19 protein-coding genes and 1 pseudogene are annotated in these 18,269 nt (G+C 61.1%); 18 read left to right on the forward strand and 2 right to left on the reverse strand.

Features of this window, described 5'->3' with window-relative positions; translation table 11 throughout:
• The 3 genes and pseudogenes from araG to C8K58_RS11075 form a co-directional block, all read left to right on the forward strand.
• Nucleotides 1-333 (forward strand): annotated as a pseudogene (gene araG, locus C8K58_RS11065) (L-arabinose ABC transporter ATP-binding protein AraG); the annotation flags it as partial.
• Between the two features lie 19 nt (nucleotides 334-352).
• On the forward strand, nucleotides 353-1,318 hold the full coding sequence (gene araH / locus C8K58_RS11070; RefSeq protein ID WP_065924819.1) for an L-arabinose ABC transporter permease AraH: 966 nt from the start codon (nucleotides 353-355) through the stop codon (nucleotides 1,316-1,318).
• 87 nt (nucleotides 1,319-1,405) lie between these two features.
• Entirely contained in the window at nucleotides 1,406-2,209 is an 804-nt protein-coding gene (locus C8K58_RS11075; RefSeq protein ID WP_027603627.1) for an IclR family transcriptional regulator, read from the forward strand.
• Here C8K58_RS11075 and C8K58_RS11080 read toward each other — a convergent pair whose 3' ends face one another.
• Complete coding sequence (locus C8K58_RS11080; RefSeq protein ID WP_092359806.1) at nucleotides 2,210-3,262, reverse strand: NAD(P)-dependent alcohol dehydrogenase; 1,053 nt, start codon at nucleotides 3,260-3,262, stop codon at nucleotides 2,210-2,212.
• A gap of 182 nt (nucleotides 3,263-3,444) precedes the next feature.
• On the opposite strand from C8K58_RS11080, the gene C8K58_RS11085 reads away from it, so the two are divergent.
• On the forward strand, nucleotides 3,445-4,338 hold the full coding sequence (locus C8K58_RS11085) for an AraC family transcriptional regulator (RefSeq protein ID WP_027603629.1): 894 nt from the start codon (nucleotides 3,445-3,447) through the stop codon (nucleotides 4,336-4,338).
• A gap of 80 nt (nucleotides 4,339-4,418) precedes the next feature.
• Here C8K58_RS11085 and C8K58_RS11090 read toward each other — a convergent pair whose 3' ends face one another.
• Nucleotides 4,419-6,083, reverse strand: coding sequence for an electron transfer flavoprotein-ubiquinone oxidoreductase (locus C8K58_RS11090; RefSeq protein WP_027603630.1), 1,665 nt, complete (start codon nucleotides 6,081-6,083; stop codon nucleotides 4,419-4,421).
• Nucleotides 6,084-6,616: 533 nt separating this feature from the next.
• Here C8K58_RS11090 and C8K58_RS11095 point away from each other — a divergent pair.
• The 14 genes from C8K58_RS11095 (at nucleotide 6,617) to C8K58_RS11160 (ending at nucleotide 18,267) form a co-directional block, all read left to right on the forward strand.
• On the forward strand, nucleotides 6,617-7,366 hold the full coding sequence (locus C8K58_RS11095) for an electron transfer flavoprotein subunit beta/FixA family protein (protein WP_065924817.1): 750 nt from the start codon (nucleotides 6,617-6,619) through the stop codon (nucleotides 7,364-7,366).
• Between the two features lie 2 nt (nucleotides 7,367-7,368).
• Entirely contained in the window at nucleotides 7,369-8,298 is a 930-nt protein-coding gene (locus tag C8K58_RS11100; RefSeq protein WP_027603632.1) for an electron transfer flavoprotein subunit alpha/FixB family protein, read from the forward strand.
• Between the two features lie 84 nt (nucleotides 8,299-8,382).
• A complete protein-coding gene (locus C8K58_RS11105) occupies nucleotides 8,383-9,198 on the forward strand; it encodes an ABC transporter substrate-binding protein (protein ID WP_027603633.1) in 816 nt (271 codons plus the stop codon).
• 9 nt (nucleotides 9,199-9,207) lie between these two features.
• A complete protein-coding gene (locus C8K58_RS11110) occupies nucleotides 9,208-9,570 on the forward strand; it encodes a DUF4398 domain-containing protein (RefSeq protein ID WP_027603634.1) in 363 nt (120 codons plus the stop codon).
• Entirely contained in the window at nucleotides 9,567-10,382 is an 816-nt protein-coding gene (locus tag C8K58_RS11115; protein ID WP_027603635.1) for an OmpA family protein, read from the forward strand. The genes C8K58_RS11110 and C8K58_RS11115 overlap by 4 nt, the downstream gene beginning before the upstream one ends.
• A gap of 271 nt (nucleotides 10,383-10,653) precedes the next feature.
• On the forward strand, nucleotides 10,654-12,093 hold the full coding sequence (locus C8K58_RS11120; RefSeq protein WP_017527404.1) for a PLP-dependent aminotransferase family protein: 1,440 nt from the start codon (nucleotides 10,654-10,656) through the stop codon (nucleotides 12,091-12,093).
• Nucleotides 12,094-12,197: 104 nt separating this feature from the next.
• Complete coding sequence (locus C8K58_RS11125; protein ID WP_092355457.1) at nucleotides 12,198-12,689, forward strand: translation initiation factor 2; 492 nt, start codon at nucleotides 12,198-12,200, stop codon at nucleotides 12,687-12,689.
• 162 nt (nucleotides 12,690-12,851) lie between these two features.
• Complete coding sequence (locus tag C8K58_RS11130) at nucleotides 12,852-13,106, forward strand: YkgJ family cysteine cluster protein (RefSeq protein ID WP_017527406.1); 255 nt, start codon at nucleotides 12,852-12,854, stop codon at nucleotides 13,104-13,106.
• Between the two features lie 41 nt (nucleotides 13,107-13,147).
• Complete coding sequence (locus tag C8K58_RS11135) at nucleotides 13,148-13,753, forward strand: START domain-containing protein (protein WP_027603637.1); 606 nt, start codon at nucleotides 13,148-13,150, stop codon at nucleotides 13,751-13,753.
• A 103-nt stretch (nucleotides 13,754-13,856) separates the two neighbouring features.
• The gene (locus tag C8K58_RS11140) at nucleotides 13,857-14,093 is read left to right on the forward strand and encodes a hypothetical protein (protein ID WP_027603638.1); all 237 of its coding nucleotides are present in this window, start codon (nucleotides 13,857-13,859) and stop codon (nucleotides 14,091-14,093) included.
• A gap of 213 nt (nucleotides 14,094-14,306) precedes the next feature.
• Nucleotides 14,307-14,648, forward strand: a complete 342-nt coding sequence (locus C8K58_RS11145) for a ribonuclease E inhibitor RraB (protein ID WP_015885395.1) — start codon at nucleotides 14,307-14,309, stop codon at nucleotides 14,646-14,648.
• 454 nt (nucleotides 14,649-15,102) lie between these two features.
• Nucleotides 15,103-16,512 (forward strand): circularly permuted type 2 ATP-grasp protein, encoded by a 1,410-nt coding sequence (locus tag C8K58_RS11150; protein ID WP_027603639.1) that lies wholly within the window; start codon nucleotides 15,103-15,105, stop codon nucleotides 16,510-16,512.
• A gap of 4 nt (nucleotides 16,513-16,516) precedes the next feature.
• Entirely contained in the window at nucleotides 16,517-17,467 is a 951-nt protein-coding gene (locus C8K58_RS11155) for an alpha-E domain-containing protein (protein ID WP_027603640.1), read from the forward strand.
• Nucleotides 17,464-18,267, forward strand: a complete 804-nt coding sequence (locus C8K58_RS11160) for a transglutaminase family protein (RefSeq protein WP_027603641.1) — start codon at nucleotides 17,464-17,466, stop codon at nucleotides 18,265-18,267. The genes C8K58_RS11155 and C8K58_RS11160 overlap by 4 nt, the downstream gene beginning before the upstream one ends.
• Nucleotides 18,268-18,269: the final 2 nt, after the last annotated feature.

Here is an 18,269-nt window from a genome sequence, read left to right on the forward strand (position 1 = left end):
ACCGCCGCGCAAAAGATCATGTACCTGTCCGGCGGCAACCAGCAGAAAGCCATTCTCGGCCGCTGGCTGTCGATGCCGATGAAGGTGCTGCTGCTGGACGAGCCGACCCGCGGCATCGACATCGGCGCCAAGTCGGAGATCTACCAGATCATTCATAACCTGGCCGCCAGCGGTATTGCGGTGATTGTGGTGTCCAGCGACCTGATGGAAGTGATGGGCATCTCCGATCGCATCCTGGTGATGAGCGAAGGCGCGCTGACCGGCGAGCTGAGCCGCGATCAAGCGGATGAAGCACGCCTGCTGCAATTGGCACTCCCGCGTTCGCGGGCTTGAAGAATAAGAGGGTGTAGGCATGTCTCAGGTAAAAACTGCAAAGGGCTTCTGGCCGGGTTTCAACCAGCGCAAGTTTCTCGATGACTGGGTGATGCTGCTGGCGGCATTGGGCATCTTTGTGCTCAGCGCGCTGTTTATCGACAACTTCCTCTCGCCGCTGAACATGCGTGGCCTGGGCCTGGCGATTTCCACCGTGGGCATTGCCGCCTGCACCATGCTGTTCTGCCTGGCGTCGGGGCACTTCGACCTGTCGGTGGGCTCGGTGATCGCCTGCGCCGGTGTGGTGGCGGGGATCGTGATTCGCGACACTGACAGCGTGGCGCTCGGTGTGTCCGCTGCATTGGCCATGGGCCTGGTGGTGGGGCTGATCAACGGCATTGTCATCGCCAAGCTGCGTATCAATGCGTTGATCGCGACGTTGGCGACCATGCAGATCGTGCGCGGCCTGGCCTATATCTTCTCCAACGGCAAGGCGGTGGGGGTGATGAACGAGGATTTCTTTGTGTTCGGCAACGGCCAACTGTTGGGCGTGCCGGTGCCGATCATCATCACCGTGCTGTGCTTTGTGTTTTTTGGCTGGCTGTTGAACTACACCACCTATGGGCGCAACACCATGGCGATCGGGGGGAACCAGGAAGCGGCGTTGCTCGCCGGGGTGAACGTTGATCGCACCAAGATCATCATCTTCGCCGTGCACGGCCTGATCGGCGCCTTGGCCGGGGTGATCCTCGCCTCGCGCATGACCTCGGGCCAGCCGATGATCGGCCAGGGGTTCGAGCTGACGGTGATTTCCGCCTGCGTGCTGGGCGGGGTGTCGTTGAGCGGCGGCATCGGCATGATCCGCCATGTGATTGCCGGGGTGCTGATCCTGGCGATCATCGAGAACGCGATGAACCTGAAGAATATCGACACCTTCTACCAGTACGTGATTCGTGGTTCGATCCTGTTGCTGGCGGTCATCATCGACCGCATGAAGCAGCGCTAGACCGAACACCTCCCACCTTTGGATCGCCACTGTATTGAGGGACGGTATTTGCCATAATGCCCCCGCTTTCATACCTATAGGCCCGATATGCAGGAAAACGCCCACACCCCCGTCAAAGACGCTGCCCCCACCGGCACCCAGACCCTGCTGCGTGGCCTGGGCGTCGTGCAGGCGGTGGCGGCCGGTGCGCGGGATCTGAAAGAGATCGCCAGGCGCATCGGCACCACCCGCAGCACCACCCACCGCCTGGCCAGTTGCCTGGTGGAAGAGCGTTACCTGCGCGTGGTGCCGCAAGTCGGCTACCTGTTGGGGCCGAAGTTGATCGAGCTGGGGTTTCAGGCCCGCGAAGAGCTGCCGCTGGTGACCCTGGCGGTGCCGTACCTGGATGAGCTGTCGGCATTGACCGGCGACACCATCCACCTGGCCATTCGCGAATACGACGATGTGCTTTACCTGCACAAGAACCCTGGCCGCAACGGTCCGGAAATGCGCTCGCGGGTCGGCCATCGCATGCCGTTGGCGCGCACGGGCGTGGGCAAGGCGATGCTGCTGGATGACTCGGTGCAAGAGTGGCAGCGCTTGTACGAGACCAGCCTGCCGGCGGGTGGGAAAAACCTGCAATGGCCGCAGCATCCAGAACAGTCCTGGGCGCAGTTCGAGCAGCGCATGCGTGAGTATGTGGTGGGCGGGTATGCGTTCGACCTGGAAGACAACGAACCGTCGATCCGTTGCGTAGCGGCACCGGTGCGCGATGCCAGCCGGCGAATCGTCGCCGGCATCAGCATCGCCAGTACCGTGCCCTACATGCCGCTGGAGAAAATGGCCGAGCTGATCCCTGTGATCAAACAGGTCGCAGCGCGGCTGTCGGCGGAGTTGGGTGCGAAGGCCTGATCAGACCTTCAAGGTTGCCATGTCGATGACAAAGCGGTACTTCACATCACCGGCGATCATGCGGGTATAGGCCTCATTGATCTGGCGGATGTCGAGCATTTCGATGTCGCAGGTGATGCCATGCTCGGCGCAGAAATCCAGGACTTCCTGGGTTTCGGCAATGCCACCGATCAGCGAACCGGCCAGCACTTTACGCCCCAATACCAGTTTGGCGGCGTTGACCGGTGGGGCCACGGGCTCGATCAGGCCAACCAGGATGTGCACGCCATCAAAGCGTAATACGTCGAGGTAGGGGTTCAGGTCGTGCTGCACCGGGATGGTGTCGAGCAGGAAGTCAAAGCTGCCGGCGGCGGCTTGCATCTGTTCGGCATCGGTGGACACGATCACATGGTCGGCACCCTGGCGGCGGCCTTCTTCAGCCTTGCTCGCCGAGCGGGTGAACAGTGTCACTTCCGCGCCCATGGCCTTGGCGAACTTGATGCCCATATGGCCCAGGCCACCCATGCCGAGAACCCCGACCTTGTCGCCAGCCTTGACGCCGTAGTGCTTGAGCGGCGAATAGGTGGTGATGCCCGCGCACAGGATCGGCGCGGCGCTGGCCAGGTCGAGCTTGGCCGGGATCTTCACCACGAAGTGCTCGCTGACCACGATGCTGTCGGAGTAACCGCCCATGGTGTTGCTGCCGTCGACGCGGTCCGGTGTGGCGTAGGTCATGGTCGGGCCTTCGAGGCAATATTGCTCCAGGTCCGATTTGCACGCTTCGCAGTGGCGGCACGAATCGACCATGCAGCCGACACCGACGAGGTCGCCGACTTTATGCGCGGTCACGCGGGCGCCGACGGCGGTGACCTTGCCGACGATCTCGTGGCCCGGCATCAGCGGGTACACGGCGATGCCCCATTCGTTGCGCGCCTGGTGGATGTCGGAATGGCACACGCCGCAGTAGAGAATCTCGATGGCCACGTCATCGGCGCGCGGGCTGCGGCGTTCAAACGACATGGGGGCGAGGGGAGTGGTGGCCGACTGAGCGGCGTAACCGATGGCGGTATACATGGCGAAAACCTCGCAAAAGCAGGGACAGATGAGGCGGGCCATTTTCCGCGTCACCCCCTGATGCGGCCATGGCGATTGCTCCGAGTCTCATGCCTATTCGTCCGGGAGTGCCCCCTGTTTGGATTCATCTGCGGCCAGACCTGCGATGATGCTCTCATCCCTTATTCGCGAAGTTTTTTGCCATGCTGTTGACCCGCCATGTTGATGCCAACGCCACGCTGGTTGCCCTGATCGAGGGGCTGACGTCCCGCGACGGTTTCTCCCCGACCCACCTGCCGGGTGTGCAAGTACTGCGCGCCAGTTGCGACGTGGCACGCGGTCCGCAGATCTACGAGCCGAGCCTGATGTTCGTCGCCCAAGGCAGCAAGGTCGCCTACCTGGGCCCGCGTACGCTGGAGTATGGCGCCGGGCACTACTTGATCCAGGCGATGCCGGTGCCGTTCGAGTGCGAGACATTCGCCATGGCGCCCGGTGCGCCGCTGCTGGGGGTGACCGTGGGCATCGACCGCGTGGTGCTGGGTGAGTTGGTGATGGCCATGGGCATGCAGGCCGGTCCGCCGCCGACCGCGCAAACCCTGGAGTCGATGAGTTCGGTGGTCCTGGATGACGCCATGCGCGGCTGCGTGGAGCGGCTGCTGCAGTGCCTGCACGATCCACTGGAAAGCCGGATCATGGGCCCGGCGCGGGTGCGGGAATTATTGTTCACCGCCTTGCGCGGCCCCCAGGCCGATGTGCTGCGCGCCTTGGTGGAACAGCAGGGGCAGTTTTCGCGGATCGCCACGTCGTTGAATCACCTGCATGCCCATTACGCCGAGCCGCTGAATATCGAGACGTTGGCGGGGTACGCGCATATGAGTGCGTCGACGTTTCACGAGCATTTCAAGCGTTGCACGCTGCTGTCGCCGGTGCAGTACTTGAAGCGTTTGCGCTTGCTCAAGGCTCAGCAGTTGCTGCTGGTGGAGGGCATGGGCGTGGCGCAGGCGGCGCATAGCGTGGGGTACCAGAGTACGTCGCAGTTCAGTCGCGAGTACAAGCGCTACTTCGAGCGCAACCCTGGCGAAGAGCGGGCTGCCTAGTCATTTCAGGCAAGCCCCCTCCCACAGTTGTCCGAGTTTGACTGCATAAAAAAGGCTCCCATTCGGGAGCCTCGCTTGGCTTACATATTCGGGTAAGTCGGCCCGCCCGCACCTTCCGGTGTGACCCACGTGATGTTCTGCGAAGGGTCCTTGATGTCACAGGTCTTGCAGTGCACGCAGTTCTGGGCGTTGATCTGGAAGCGCTTCTCGCCGTCTTCCTGGGTGATCACTTCATACACGCCCGCCGGGCAGTAACGCTGCGCCGGTTCATCGTAGAGCGGCAGGTTGGTGCCGATCGGGATGCTTGGGTCTTTCAACTTCAAGTGGCACGGCTGCTCTTCTTCGTGGTTGGTACCGGAGATGAACACCGAGCTCAACTTGTCGAAGCTCAACTTGCCGTCGGGTTTCGGGTAGTCGATCTTCTTGCTGTCCTTGGCCAGCTTCAGGCAGGCGTAGTCCGGCTTGGTGTCGTGCAGGGTGAACGGCATCTTGCCGCCGAGGATGTTCTGGTCGAACCAGTTGAAGCCGGCGCCGATGATCGGGCCGAACTTGTGCATCGCCGGGCCGAAGTTGCGGCTGGCGAACAGTTCTTCGTAGAGCCAGCTTGCCTTGAAGCTGTCGACATAGTTGGTCAGCTCATCGCCGCCTTCGGATTCGGCCAGCAGGCGTTCGGCCACGGCATCGGCAGCGAGCATGCCGGACTTCATCGCAGTGTGGCTGCCCTTGATCTTGGCCACGTTCATGGTGCCCAGGTCGCAGCCGATGAGCGCGCCGCCCTTGAAGACCATCTTCGGCAACGAGTTGATACCTCCCTTGGCCAGGGCGCGTGCGCCGTAGCTGATGCGCTTGCCGCCTTCCAGGTACTGGGCCAGCACCGGGTGGTGCTTGAGGCGCTGGAACTCATCGAAGGGCGACAGGAAGGTGTTGCTGTAGGACAGGTCGACGATCAGACCAACCACCACCTGGTTGTTTTCCAGGTGATAGAGGAACGAGCCACCGGTGTTCTCGTTGCTCATGATGTCCAGCGGCCAACCGGCGGTGTGCACCACCAGGCCTGGCTGGTGCTTGGCCGGGTCGATTTCCCAGATTTCCTTGAGGCCGATGCCGTAGTGCTGGGCGTCGGCGTCGCTGTCCAGGTTGAAACGCTGGATCAACTGCTTGCCGATATGCCCACGGCAGCCTTCGGCGAACAGCGTGTACTTGCCGCGCAGTTCCATGCCGGGGGTATAGACGCCTTCCTTTGGCTGGCCTTCACGGTCGACGCCCAGGTCGCCGGTGATGATCCCGCGCACCACGCCGTTTTCATCGAACAGTGCTTCCTGGGCGGCGAAGCCTGGGTAGACTTCCACGCCCAGGTTCTCGGCCTGCTGGGCCAGCCAGCGGCACAGGTTGCCCAGGGAGATGATGTAGTTGCCTTCGTTGTGCATGGTCTTGGGCACGAAGAAGTCAGGCACCTTGGTGGAGGTGTCGGCGCTGCGCAGCACATAGATGTCATCGCGCACCACGGGGGTGTTGAGCGGGGCGCCGAGTTCCTTCCAGTCCGGGAACAGTTCGTTCAGGGCGCGGGGCTCGAACACGGCACCGGAGAGGATGTGTGCGCCCACTTCGGAGCCTTTCTCGACCACGCAGACGCTGATTTCCTTACCGGCTTCGGCGGCCTTCTGCTTCAGTCGGCAGGCGGCAGACAGGCCCGCCGGGCCAGCGCCGACGATGACCACGTCGAATTCCATGTATTCGCGTTCCACAGGCTATCTCCTACTCAAGGCTCAACAGGCTTTTTTTCTAATGGGTGGAGGTTCGGTGTCGTGTCCGTCATCGCCGTGCGCAACGGCAGGGGATGACCCACCTGTCTCTCTAGGTGGCGCATTATATATAGACCACTGTCAGCGTCCAATACAAACGTTTGTTTGAATTGCCCGCAGGCTAGGTAAATCAAAGCAACGCGGCTTATGACTGGCCATTTTGCCGTATTGACCAGAATAGGCGTTCCGGTCAATATACGGTCGGTTTTGCACAGACCGTAGGCAGACTGTAGGTTTCAAGAGCACGTCCAAAAGCACGGCAAAGGCAAAACAGGTGACGCGCGTTTAATTGATGGCGCGCAGTTTACACGCCGCGATAAAGAATGACCTCCCAGTCACCACTGACGAACGGTCATCACTTCCCGTGAGCAAGGTCATTCGCCGCCGTTTTTGGAGGTGCCCTTGTGTGCCGATGAGCATCAACCGCCAGGTTCGCCTAGGCGACTTTCTTTTCACCGGAGAGTAACGAGGAATCCATGAAGGTTCTTGTAGCTGTCAAACGCGTTGTCGATTACAACGTGAAAGTTCGCGTCAAGGCGGACAATTCCGGCGTCGACCTTGCTAACGTCAAGATGTCGATGAACCCTTTCTGTGAAATCGCCGTGGAAGAAGCCGTACGCCTGAAAGAGAAAGGCGTGGCGACTGAAATCGTTGTGGTTTCCATCGGCCCGACCACTGCTCAAGAGCAGTTGCGTACCGCCCTGGCACTGGGTGCCGACCGCGCTATCCTGGTCGAGTCCGCTGAAGAGCTGACCTCCCTGGCCGTGGCCAAGTTGCTCAAGGCCGTTGTCGACAAGGAACAGCCTCAGCTGGTGATCCTCGGCAAACAGGCGATCGACAGCGACAACAACCAGACTGGCCAGATGCTGGCTGCACTGACCGGTTACGGCCAGGGCACCTTCGCTTCCAAAGTCGAAGTGAGCGGCGACAACGTTGCCGTGACCCGTGAAATCGACGGCGGCGCGCAGACGGTTTCCCTGAAACTGCCGGCCATCGTCACCACCGACCTGCGTTTGAACGAGCCGCGCTACGCGTCCCTGCCAAACATCATGAAAGCCAAGAAGAAGCCTCTCGAAGTGCTGACTCCGGATGCTTTGGGCGTTTCCACCGCCTCCACCAACAAGACCGTCAAAGTCGAAGCGCCGGCTGCACGCAGCGCGGGCATCAAGGTCAAGTCGGTGGCTGAACTGGTCGAGAAACTGAAAAACGAAGCGAAGGTAATCTAAAAATGACTATCTTGGTAATCGCTGAACACGACAACAAGGTGCTGGCCCCGGCCACCCTGAACACTGTTGCTGCTGCCGCTAAAATCGGTGGCGACATCCACGTACTGGTCGCCGGTCAAGGCGCTGGCGCCGTGGCTGAGGCTGCAGCCAAAGTGGCTGGCGTGAGCAAAGTACTGCTGGCCGACAATGCCGCTTACGCTCACCAACTGCCGGAAAACGTCGCCCCTCTGGTAGCAGAGCTGGGCGCTGGCTACAGCCACATCCTGGCTGCCGCCACTTCCAACGGCAAAAACATCCTGCCACGCGTTGCCGCGCAGCTGGACGTTGACCAGATCTCCGAGATCATCTCGGTAGAAAGCGCCGACACCTTCAAGCGCCCGATCTACGCCGGTAACGCGATTGCCACCGTGCAATCGACCGCTGCCGTCAAAGTCATCACCGTGCGTGCCACCGGTTTCGACCCGGTTGCCGCTGAAGGTGGCTCGGCTGCCGTTGAAGCTGTTTCCGCGGCCCACGACGCTGGCACCTCCAGCTTTGTCGGCGAAGAGCTGGCCAAGTCGGACCGTCCTGAGCTGACCGCTGCCAAGATCGTCGTTTCCGGCGGCCGCGGCATGCAGAACGGTGACAACTTCAAGCACCTGTACGCCCTGGCCGACAAGCTCGGCGCTGCGGTCGGCGCCTCCCGCGCGGCCGTCGACGCAGGCTTCGTACCCAACGACATGCAGGTCGGCCAGACCGGCAAGATCGTTGCGCCACAGCTGTACATCGCCGTCGGTATCTCCGGCGCGATCCAGCACTTGGCCGGCATGAAAGACTCCAAGGTGATCGTCGCGATCAACAAGGACGAAGAAGCACCGATCTTCCAGGTGGCCGATTACGGCCTGGTGGCGGACTTGTTCGAAGCCGTACCTGAGTTGGAGAAGCTGGTCTAATCCAGCCGCTTCACTTATAAAGAGCCCGGTCTAGTGACCGGGCTTTTTTTGGCCCGGGCTTTTTTGAACGCCGGAGAAACCGCCATGGAACTGCGCCCCTGGGCCGTACTGCTGGGACTTACGCTGCTGCCGAGCCTGACCCAGGCAGCCGGCAAATGTGACCGCCTGGTGATCACCGGCAGCCCGGACGCACCGCCGCTGCTGTGGCGCGATCCCCAAGACCCGACGCACCTGATCGGCGCCACCGCCGATGTCTTGCAACAGGTAGCCAAGGAGCTTGGGTTGAAAATCGACCTGCTCTACGGCGGCAAGCGTTCCCTGGCCCTGGACGAAGTGCGCAGCGGGCGCATGGACATCCTCGCCGATGCACCGCTGAACCTTGGCGAGCTGGAAACCCTCGACTACATCCACCCGGCGCTGGTACAGCTCGATTATCTGGTCTGGACCCGCAAGGATTCGGCGCTGGCCTATACCACGGCGGCCGACCTGCATGGCCACAAGGGTGCAGTGTCGGAGCGAGCACGCTTGAGCCGCGACTTTGAAACCTTCGCCGGCCAGCAACTGACCCTGCAACGCCTGCCCACGTTGACCCCGGCCTTCCAGAAACTGCTGCTGGGGGAAGTGGACTACGTGCTGGCCGGGCGTTACTCCGGCATGGCCATGGCCCAGACGTTAGGGATGAGCAATGACCTGGTCGCCCGCGACGTGCCCGTCGATCAGCCCGGCCTGTACCTGGCGATTTCCCACAACTCGGCCTGCAATGATCCGTGGCTGCGCGGACAGCTGGCCAAAAAGATGACAGAATTGCCCGGGTCTGGTGTGACGGAAGCCGCGCTGCAGCGCAATCTGGAGCGTTGGAAAGCGCAATTGCAACAACCCGTCGGCACCCCAACAAAGTAGGGATTTTCAGTGACTCTTCGACCTTTTTTCGCGGCCCTCGCCGTTGTCGCTCTGGCGGGATGTGCGGCCGATCCTGCGCCGAATGAACAAATTCGCCTCACCCAGCAAGCCCTGGAACAAGCCAACGCCGTGGGCGCCAGCGCCGATGAATCACCCGAACTGAAACTGGCCGAGGACAAATTCGCCCAGGCCAAGGCCGACATGGCCGAGCAATCCTACAAGGACGCGCGCATGCAGGCCGAACAGGCCGAGCTGGACGCGCGCCTGGCCGAAGCCCAGGTACTGACCCGCAAGAGCCAGGAACAACTGAACGTGCTCAACACCCGCATCACGCGCCTGCGCAAGCAATTGCAGCTGGGAGAAGCCCAATGAACCCGATGATCCGTGGTCTGGGCTGTGCGGTGCTGCTGGGCAGTGCGGCACTGGGCGGTTGTGCCAGCCACCCCAATGGCGAACAGGCCTTGCAACAGGCGGGCAGCGACTTCCAGAAGGTCAAGGAAGACGCCAACGTGCTGCGTATCGCACCCAAGGACGTGATCCGCGCCGGCGAATCCCTGGCGCGGGCCGACCGTTTGTCCAGCTACTGGGGCAGCGGTGCCGACGTGGTGCATTACGCCTACCTGAGCCAGCGCTACAGTGCCATCGCCCGCGAACACACCGAGCAGACACTTAACGAAGAGCGTGCCGCCAAGCTCGAACTGGAACGCCAGCGCCTGCAATTGGCCCTGCGCGAAAGCAAGCTGATCAGCGTGCAGCAGCAGGGTAAATGGCTCGAAGAACAGATCGCCAGCCTGACCACCACCCAGACCGATCGCGGCCTGGTGATGACCCTGGGCGACGTGCTGTTCGATACCGGCGAAGCGGAGTTGAAAAATTCGGCCAACCGCACGGTGTTGAAAATCGTGCAGTTCCTGCAACTGAACCCCAAGCGTGTGGTGCGCATCGAGGGGTACGCCGACAATACCGGTGGTCAGCAGGAAAACCTCAAACTGTCCCGTGATCGTGCGCAGTCGGTGGCCGATGTGCTGGTGGACCTGGGGATCGATGAGAAGCGCATCCAGGTTGAAGGCTACGGCGACCAGTACCCGGTGGAAGCCAACGCCTCCGAGCGTGGCCGCGCGCAGAACCGTCGCGTGGAAATAGTGTTCTCCGACGAGAAGGGCCAGTTGGGCGCCGCTCGCTGAAGTCTTGCGCAAATCAAAAGGGTGGGAGGGGGCTTGCCCCCGATAGCGGTGGACCAGTCACTATTTTCGGCGACTGACACTCCGTCATCGGGAGCAAGCCCCCTCCCACATTGTTCTGTATACATCTGAATATTCTCTCCACTCACCTTACAGTTTTTACTGTCACTCCCGCGCGCGCTCGACTATTGTGGCAACTGTCCCCGTACACTTCTAAACTGTGCTGGTATGTTTCACACAAAAATAAAATACCCGTGAAATCGAGTGCTGCGTCATGACCAATCTGTTGCTTTACCAACGTATCGCCCAGCAACTGGCTGAGGACATCCGTCGCGGTGTCTATCAACCTGGCGAGCGCGTGCCCTCGGTGCGCAAGATGAGCTCCCAGCTCAATGTCAGCCACGCTACGGTATTGCAGGCCTACGCCAACCTGGAAGACCAGGGGCTGATCCGGGCACGGCCGCAGTCCGGTTACTACGTGCACCAGACGCCAGCACTCACGGCGCCCACGCCGGACATCGCGCGGGTCGAGCGCCCGGGGTTGGTCACCCGCAGCAGCATTATCCAGCAGGTATTGGGCGAGTCGCGCCGCGAAGGTGTATTTCCCCTGGGCGCCGCCGTGCCGAGCGTCGACTATCTGCCGGTACGGGCGCTGCACCAGCAATTGGCCAAGGTCACGCGCTTCCAGAGCCCACGCGCCTTCAGCTACATGTTCAGCCCCGGTTTCGAGCCGCTGCGTCGCCAGGTGGCGATTCGCATGCGTGACGCCGGCGTGGTGGTGGACCCCTCCGAAGTGGTGATCACCCACGGCTGTGTTGACGCCTTGCAGATGTCGCTACGGGTGCTGACACGCCCCGGCGACTTGATCGCGGCTGAATCGCCGACCTATTACGGCTTGCTGCAACTGGCCGACCTGTTGGGCCTCAAGGTCATCGAGATCCCCAGCGACCCGTCCACCGGCATGAGCCTGGAAGCCCTGCAACTGGCCGCCAACCAATGGTCGATCAAGGCCCTGGTGTTGACCACGCGCCTGAGCAACCCCCTGGGCGGCACCATGCCCGAGGAACGGCAGAAACAGTTGCTGCGCCTGGCCTCGGATTTCGACATCCAGATTGTCGAAGACGATATTTACGGCGAACTGATGTTCGAACTCGGCCGCACCAAGGCCCTCAAGGCCTATGATCGCCTGGACCGGGTCATTTATTGCTCGAGCTTTTCCAAGACCTTGTCGCCGGGTGTGCGCATCGGCTGGATGATCGCCGGCAAGTACCAGCAGGAAATCCAGCGCCTGCAAATGTTCAGCACCCACTCGGCCTGCAGCGTCACCCAGATGGGCGTGGCAGCGTATCTGGAGAACGGCGGCTACGACCGGCACCTGCGTTACATCCGCCAGGAATACCGCAAGAATCTCAGCGCCTTCCAACTGGCGGTGCAGCAGTATTTCCCGGAAGGCACCCAGATGACTCGTCCGACGGGCGGCTTTATCTTGTGGGTCAGTTTGCCTGGGCGGGTCAATACCCAGGAACTGCACGTGCGCGCCCTGCAACAGGGCATCAGCATTGCGCCGGGCTTGATCTTCAGCAACACCGAGCAGTTCAACCACTGTATTCGCCTTAACTGCGGCACACCGTGGAACCGCGAAGCAGAGCGTGCGCTGATGACCCTGGGGATGCTGGCCAGCCAGCTATGCCAGGAAACCGCAGCCGGCTTTTGAGGCGCCGAAAAGGCGCAGCGCCGATAGCTGGCTGATCACCGCGCTTGTCATGCCGCGCACAACAAGCGAGCATATGGCCCTCTGCCGTTAATGCTGTAGGCAATATGACCTCGATTGTTCGCGCTGCTTTGGTGATTGGCCTGTTAAGCCTGTGTAACGTCGGCACAGCGCTGGCGGCGGCACCCGTGGCTGAAAACAAGCCCGCTGCCAATACCCGGCAGGATGCCCCGGCAAAAAAACCTTCCCCCACCAAGCAAGCCCCCGTCGCGAAAAAACCAACCGCCACGGCGAAAAAACGTGCGTCGACGGCGAAAAAATCCAAGTCAGCCCAGGAAGTGGCACAGACCAAACTGCCACCGGCACAGTTGGATTTGTCCCTGCCTTCGGACATGGTCAGGCATCTGCAGCCCCTGGGGACCGTGCCCAAGCCCAAGAGCGTGCCGTTGTTGCCGCCGATGTTCGGTGAAAAGCCCACCGACAACAGTGCGTTCCAGATCAACGGCCGTTTGCTCAGCAATGAGATGAAGCTGCAACTGCGCAACGAAGAGCGCCGTGAAGTGGAAGGTGCCGCGTTGGAATTCGAGTTCAAACAGTAAACTTTTTCCTACAAAGTGACGCAGGCCGTCGACCATCTGTCGCAGACTGGTCGGTCACTTTTGTTTTGTGCGAAAAACCCCTGTTAACCCATTTTAAAACGACTGTTTAAGGGCGTACCCTAGCCCGGCCGTCCCTATTGAGTCGTCGAGGACCTGCTGGTCATGAATTGCCGTGAAGGCTGTGGCGCCTGCTGCATCGCCCCCTCCATCAGTTCGCCGTTACCCGGGATGCCCAATGGCAAACCGGCGGGCGAACGCTGCCTGCACCTGTCGGTCGAACAGCTGTGCCAACTGTTCGGCCAGCCGGAGCGCCCGGCGGTGTGCAGTGATTTCAAGGCGGATATCGATGTCTGCGGCACCGACCAGGCCGATGCGATCCGGTTGATCGGCTGGTGGGAGCAGATGACGGCGGCTTGAGGGGCTTTACTATCGGAACTTCAACAATAAGGAATACAACAATGGGTTCGCTGAAACGAATGGCTGTGCTGTGCGGTTTTACCCTGGTATTTGCTGCCACTGCCCAGGCTGAGGATTGGCAGGTTGCCAAGGATGAAGACGGTATCAAGGTGTCCCTGAGCGAAGTCGCCGGCTCCAAATACAAGGCGTATCGCGGTGTGACCGTGATCAAGGCGCCTGTCGCCAGGATCCAGGCCCTGCAGGAAGATGTGGCTGGTGCCTGCTCGTGGATTCATGAATGCAAATCCCAGAAGCTGGTGGACAAGAAAGGCGATGAGGCCTGGACCTACACCCAGTTCAAGGCGCCGTTCCCGGTGACCGATCGTGATTCGTACATCCATGTCACCACCACCAAGGACGCCGACGGCAGCGTAACCCGCAAGCTGCAGGGCGTGCCGACCTACAAGCCCGAAGAAAAAGGCTACGTGCGAGTCGCTCAGGTCGAGGGCTTCTGGAAACTGGTCCCTAAAGGCGCCAATGAGACCGAAGTCACCTACCAGGTACACACCGAGCCAGGCGGCAGCGTGCCGTCGTGGCTGGCCAACAAGTTCGTGGTGGAAGCGCCGTTCAACACCCTGAAAGCCTTGAAGGAACACGCTGAAAAATAACTGTGCTTGATCCGGTGCTTCCTGACTTGAGTGGAACGTTTGCCGAGCCCTCAAGGTCCAGATAGATGTAAGCCCACACATGGGTTTTATCGAGGAGGCACCGATGCAAAAGTGGCAGATTACCTTCGTTGATGATCACGGCGTACAGTCCGTGGAGCAGTTCACCTGCGAGCACAAGCCCAGCCTCGAAGATGCGGCACACATGATCCGCAACAAGCTGGTGCCCGTGGCCGCCGAACTGGACCTCAACGACCTTGAGGGCCGCAAGCCCGAGCCAACGGTCAAGATCCTCAAAGACCAGAACAGTATTCAAATCCTCGACATCTCTCCCGCCGCCTGAACATTTCCTGTATGCCATTCAAGCACCTCTGGTGGAGGTGATAGCTTCGCGCTACTCTGCAAGTGAGATCAGCGAATGAATCGCTAAGGTCTGGTCTTGTCAGCTACATGCTTGTTTTCCCGTGGTGATGTTGTTGCCGTGGTACCCGCGCCGTCAGCGCGCGGGCTTTGGGAAGCACGGAAAGTCTATCCATCGGTTTGAGGAGGACGTTTCATGAGCACAGCCTATCAAGAAGACATCAGCACCAACGTTCTGCGCCGCATGAAAGAAGGCGGCTTCGACTTTTCACGGTTCCACCCCATTGAGTTCTACGCCATTTTCCCGGATGAGGAACGGGCGCGCAGGGCTGCGGGTGAATTTCGTGGTGAGTCCCTGAATGCCCAGGTCAGTGCGCGCGACGATGGCGCCTGGTACCTGGAACTGAGCAAGATCATGTTTGCAACCTACGATGGCATAGGAGACTTCGAGCAGGACTTTGAAGCGGTGGTCGAGCCGCTGGGCGGAATCATCGAAGGTTGGGGCGTCAAGCAGGAGGTGCGTGGGTTACCCATGTAGCGCCATTGTATGAGCAACACAGCGTATCGGCTGACCCTGGGGTCGGCCGATTTTGTATGTGCTGTGTGAAAATTTCCGGAACTACCGTTGCCCTTTCCCGCACAAAAAAAAGCCACCCGAAAAGGGTGGCTGAAAGGGAAGACCGAAGGAGCCGGTCAGTACACGAGCTTCAAGGTACCGAGTGCGGGATGGGTAAGGCTGTAGGACGTGTCCTGTTCAGCGGATGGGGAGAATTATCCGCAGGCTGGCACGGGCAGTGAAATCAACTCTGACTATGCTGTTGATAGCCAAAGCCTGCATTGCCATGAAGCGTGCGGCAGTGCAGTGGGGATTCCGCGCACCAGGACGGTGCGATCAGGTCTTTGCTTATATTCAACTCACTGATTTTTAAGTGTTTATGCCGCTGGCACGGGCCTTGCGATGGTTCTTGCGTCCGGGTGACAAGGAGTACGGCATGATCCGCACTTATTACGACGAAATGTACGATGGGGCAGGGCAGGTTCGCCCTCACTACCGCGAGTTCGCCCGCTGGTTGGCCGACACCCCCGCTGAACTGCTGGCCCAGCGCCGGCGCGAAGCCGATTTGCTGTTTCACCGCGCCGGGATCACCTTCACGCTTTACGGCGACGAGCAGGGCACCGAGCGCCTGATTCCGTTCGACACCATCCCCCGCAGCATTCCCGCCAGCGAATGGCGGATGGTCGAGCGTGGCTGCATCCAGCGGGTCAAGGCGCTGAACATGTTTCTCGCCGACCTCTATCACGAACAACGCATCATCAAGGCCGGGATCATTCCCGCCGAACAGGTACTGGCCAACGAGCAATACCAGTTGGCAATGCAGGGGCTGAACCTGCACCGCGACCTGTATTCCCACATCTCCGGAGTCGACCTCGTACGCGACGGCGACGGCACCTACTACGTGCTGGAAGACAACCTGCGTACACCCAGCGGCGTGAGCTACATGCTCGAAGACCGCAAGATGATGATGCGCCTGTTCCCCGAGCTGTTCGCGGCCCAGCGCATCGCGCCGATCGATCATTACCCCAACCTGCTGCTCGATACCCTGAAAAGCGCCAGCCCCCTGGATAATCCCAGCGTCGTGGTGCTGACCCCGGGGCGCTTCAACAGCGCGTTTTTCGAGCATGCATTTTTAGCCCGGGAAATGGGTGTGGAGTTGGTGGAAGGCGCCGACCTGTTCGTGCGCGATGACCGTGTGTTCATGCGCACCACCGACGGCCCCAAAGCCGTGGACGTGATCTACCGTCGCCTCGACGACGCATTCCTCGACCCGCTGGCCTTCAACCCCGACTCCATGCTCGGCGTGCCCGGCCTGCTGGCGGCGTATCGCTCGGGCAATGTGGTGCTGGCCAATGCCATCGGCACCGGGGTGGCGGATGACAAGTCGGTGTACCCCTTCGTCACCGAGATGATCCGTTTTTACCTGGACGAAGAACCGATCCTGCAGAACGTTCCCACCTTCCAGTGCCGTAAGCCCGACGAATTGTCCCACGTGCTGGCCAACCTGCCGGACCTGGTGGTGAAGGAAACCCAGGGCTCCGGCGGCTACGGCATGCTGGTGGGCCCAGCGTCCACGGCCGCGGAAATCGAAGCCTTCCGCGCGCGTATCAAGGCCAAGCCCCACGCCTATATCGCACAGCCAACCCTGTGTTTATCCACCTGCCCGACCTTTGTCGAAAACGGCATTGCGCCGCGCCATATCGACCTGCGCCCGTTCGTGTTGTCCGGCAAGGAAACCCGTGTGGTACCCGGCGGTTTGACCCGTGTCGCGCTGCGTGAAGGGTCGCTGGTGGTCAATTCGTCCCAGGGCGGCGGCACCAAAGACACCTGGGTGGTCGAGGACTGATGCCATGTTGAGTAGAACTGCCTCGGATTTGTACTGGATGTCGCGCTACCTGGAACGCGCGGAAAACCTCGCGCGCATGCTCGATGTCAGTTATTCGCTGTCGCTGATGCCCCAGGATGGGCGCGGTGATGGCCTGCATGAACTGGCCATGCCGCTGTTGATCACCGGCACGCTGGATGATTACCGCGAGCGCCACGGCGAATTGCACGCCGAACGCCTGCTGCATTTCTTCGCACTGGATGCGGCCAACCCGGCCAGCATCTACAGTTGTCTCGGTGCCGCGCGGGCCAGCGCCCATGCTGTGCGTGGGCGAATTACTGCCGACATGTGGGAAAACATCAACGCCACCTGGCTGGAGATTCGCGAAATCTCACAGCAGGGCCTCAGCCGCTACGGCATGAGCCGCTTCTGCGAGTGGGTCAAGGAGCGTTCCCATCTGTTCCGGGGGGCGACCTACGGCACCATCATGCGCAATGACGCCTTCCGTTTTATTCGGCTGGGTACGTTTATCGAGCGCGCCGACAACACCCTGCGCCTGCTGGATGCGCGCTATGAAATGGCCGGTGACCAGGCCGAAGCCGTTACCGATGGCACCGCCCACGCCTACTATCAATGGAGTGCCTTGCTGCGCGCGTTATCGTCGTTCGAGGCCTACACCGAGATCTACCGCGACGCCCCAGGGGCCCGGCAAGTCGCGGAGCTGTTGCTGTTGCGCGCCGATGTACCGCGCTCCCTGCGGGCCTGCAGCGAAGAGATCGACCAGATCCTCGCCAGCCTGCCCGGCATCAACGGGCGTCCGGCCCAGCGCCTGGCGGCCGAGATGGATGCGCGGCTGCGGTTTACCGCGATCGATGAAATCCTCGAGGAAGGCCTGCACGCCTGGCTGACCGACTTTATCCCCTTGGTCCGCCAGTTGGGCGACGCCATCTACAGTTCCTACCTGGAGGCCGCATGAGACTCTCCATCAGTCACGAAACCACCTACCACTACGAAGACCAGGTACGCGCCAGCATCCAGTACCTGCGCCTCACGCCCCACGACAGCGAGCGCCAGCACGTGCTCAGTTGGCAACTGGACCTGCCTCGCCCGGTGCGCGCGCAGATCGACCCGTTCGGCAACATCCTGCACGTGCTGACCCTGGACGAACCCCACGACGCCATCATCATTGGCGCCCGTGGCCAGGTGGATATCGATGAGCTGCGTGAGGCTGAACACGAGAGCCAGTCAGCCTTTCCGTTCCTGCGCTGCACCCGCCTGACCGAGCCCGACGACGCCCTGCGCGCTTTTGCGCAGCAGCATTGCCACCAGCGTCGTGATCGCACCGCGTTGATCGACCTGATGCACGCCCTCAACCAGTCGATGGTCTACACGCCCGGCGCCACCGAAGTCGACACCTGCGCCGCCCAGGCCTTCGCAGGGCGGGCGGGGGTGTGCCAGGACCATACCCATGCGTTCCTGGCCTGCGCGCGCAGCCTGGGCATTCCTGCGCGGTATGTGTCGGGGTATTTGTACACGGAAGACAGTACTCACCTGGCCAGCCACGCCTGGGCCGAAGCCTGGCTGGATGACGCCTGGTACAGCTTTGACGTGACCAACCAACTGGCCCGGCCGGAGCGGCATTTGAAACTGGCCGTGGGCCTGGACTACCTCGACGCTTGCCCGGTGCGCGGCATGCGCCGTGGCGGTGGGCATGAGCAGATGCATGCCAAGGTATTCGTGGCGCCGACGCCGGTGGTCCTGGTCCAGCAGCAATAACC

Source organism: Pseudomonas sp. GV047 (assembly GCF_003058245.1).
Taxonomy (GTDB): domain Bacteria; phylum Pseudomonadota; class Gammaproteobacteria; order Pseudomonadales; family Pseudomonadaceae; genus Aquipseudomonas; species Aquipseudomonas marginalis.

Excerpts from the sequence above, each read along its gene's own strand:
- C8K58_RS11080 (WP_092359806.1), bottom strand. The coding sequence starts at position 3,262 with ATGTATACCGCCATCGGTTACGCCGCTCAGTCGGCCACCACTCCCCTC.
- C8K58_RS11160 (WP_027603641.1), top strand. The coding sequence starts at position 17,464 with ATGAGACTCTCCATCAGTCACGAAACCACCTACCACTACGAAGACCAG.
- C8K58_RS11155 (WP_027603640.1), top strand. The coding sequence starts at position 16,517 with ATGTTGAGTAGAACTGCCTCGGATTTGTACTGGATGTCGCGCTACCTG.
- C8K58_RS11150 (WP_027603639.1), top strand. The coding sequence starts at position 15,103 with ATGATCCGCACTTATTACGACGAAATGTACGATGGGGCAGGGCAGGTT.
- C8K58_RS11115 (WP_027603635.1), top strand. The coding sequence starts at position 9,567 with ATGAACCCGATGATCCGTGGTCTGGGCTGTGCGGTGCTGCTGGGCAGT.
- C8K58_RS11075 (WP_027603627.1), top strand. The coding sequence starts at position 1,406 with ATGCAGGAAAACGCCCACACCCCCGTCAAAGACGCTGCCCCCACCGGC.
- C8K58_RS11085 (WP_027603629.1), top strand. The coding sequence starts at position 3,445 with ATGCTGTTGACCCGCCATGTTGATGCCAACGCCACGCTGGTTGCCCTG.
- C8K58_RS11130 (WP_017527406.1), top strand. The coding sequence starts at position 12,852 with ATGAATTGCCGTGAAGGCTGTGGCGCCTGCTGCATCGCCCCCTCCATC.
- C8K58_RS11095 (WP_065924817.1), top strand. The coding sequence starts at position 6,617 with ATGAAGGTTCTTGTAGCTGTCAAACGCGTTGTCGATTACAACGTGAAA.
- C8K58_RS11135 (WP_027603637.1), top strand. The coding sequence starts at position 13,148 with ATGGGTTCGCTGAAACGAATGGCTGTGCTGTGCGGTTTTACCCTGGTA.
- C8K58_RS11105 (WP_027603633.1), top strand. The coding sequence starts at position 8,383 with ATGGAACTGCGCCCCTGGGCCGTACTGCTGGGACTTACGCTGCTGCCG.
- araH (WP_065924819.1), top strand. The coding sequence starts at position 353 with ATGTCTCAGGTAAAAACTGCAAAGGGCTTCTGGCCGGGTTTCAACCAG.
- C8K58_RS11145 (WP_015885395.1), top strand. The coding sequence starts at position 14,307 with ATGAGCACAGCCTATCAAGAAGACATCAGCACCAACGTTCTGCGCCGC.
- C8K58_RS11125 (WP_092355457.1), top strand. The coding sequence starts at position 12,198 with ATGACCTCGATTGTTCGCGCTGCTTTGGTGATTGGCCTGTTAAGCCTG.
- C8K58_RS11100 (WP_027603632.1), top strand. The coding sequence starts at position 7,369 with ATGACTATCTTGGTAATCGCTGAACACGACAACAAGGTGCTGGCCCCG.
- C8K58_RS11120 (WP_017527404.1), top strand. The coding sequence starts at position 10,654 with ATGACCAATCTGTTGCTTTACCAACGTATCGCCCAGCAACTGGCTGAG.
- C8K58_RS11140 (WP_027603638.1), top strand. The coding sequence starts at position 13,857 with ATGCAAAAGTGGCAGATTACCTTCGTTGATGATCACGGCGTACAGTCC.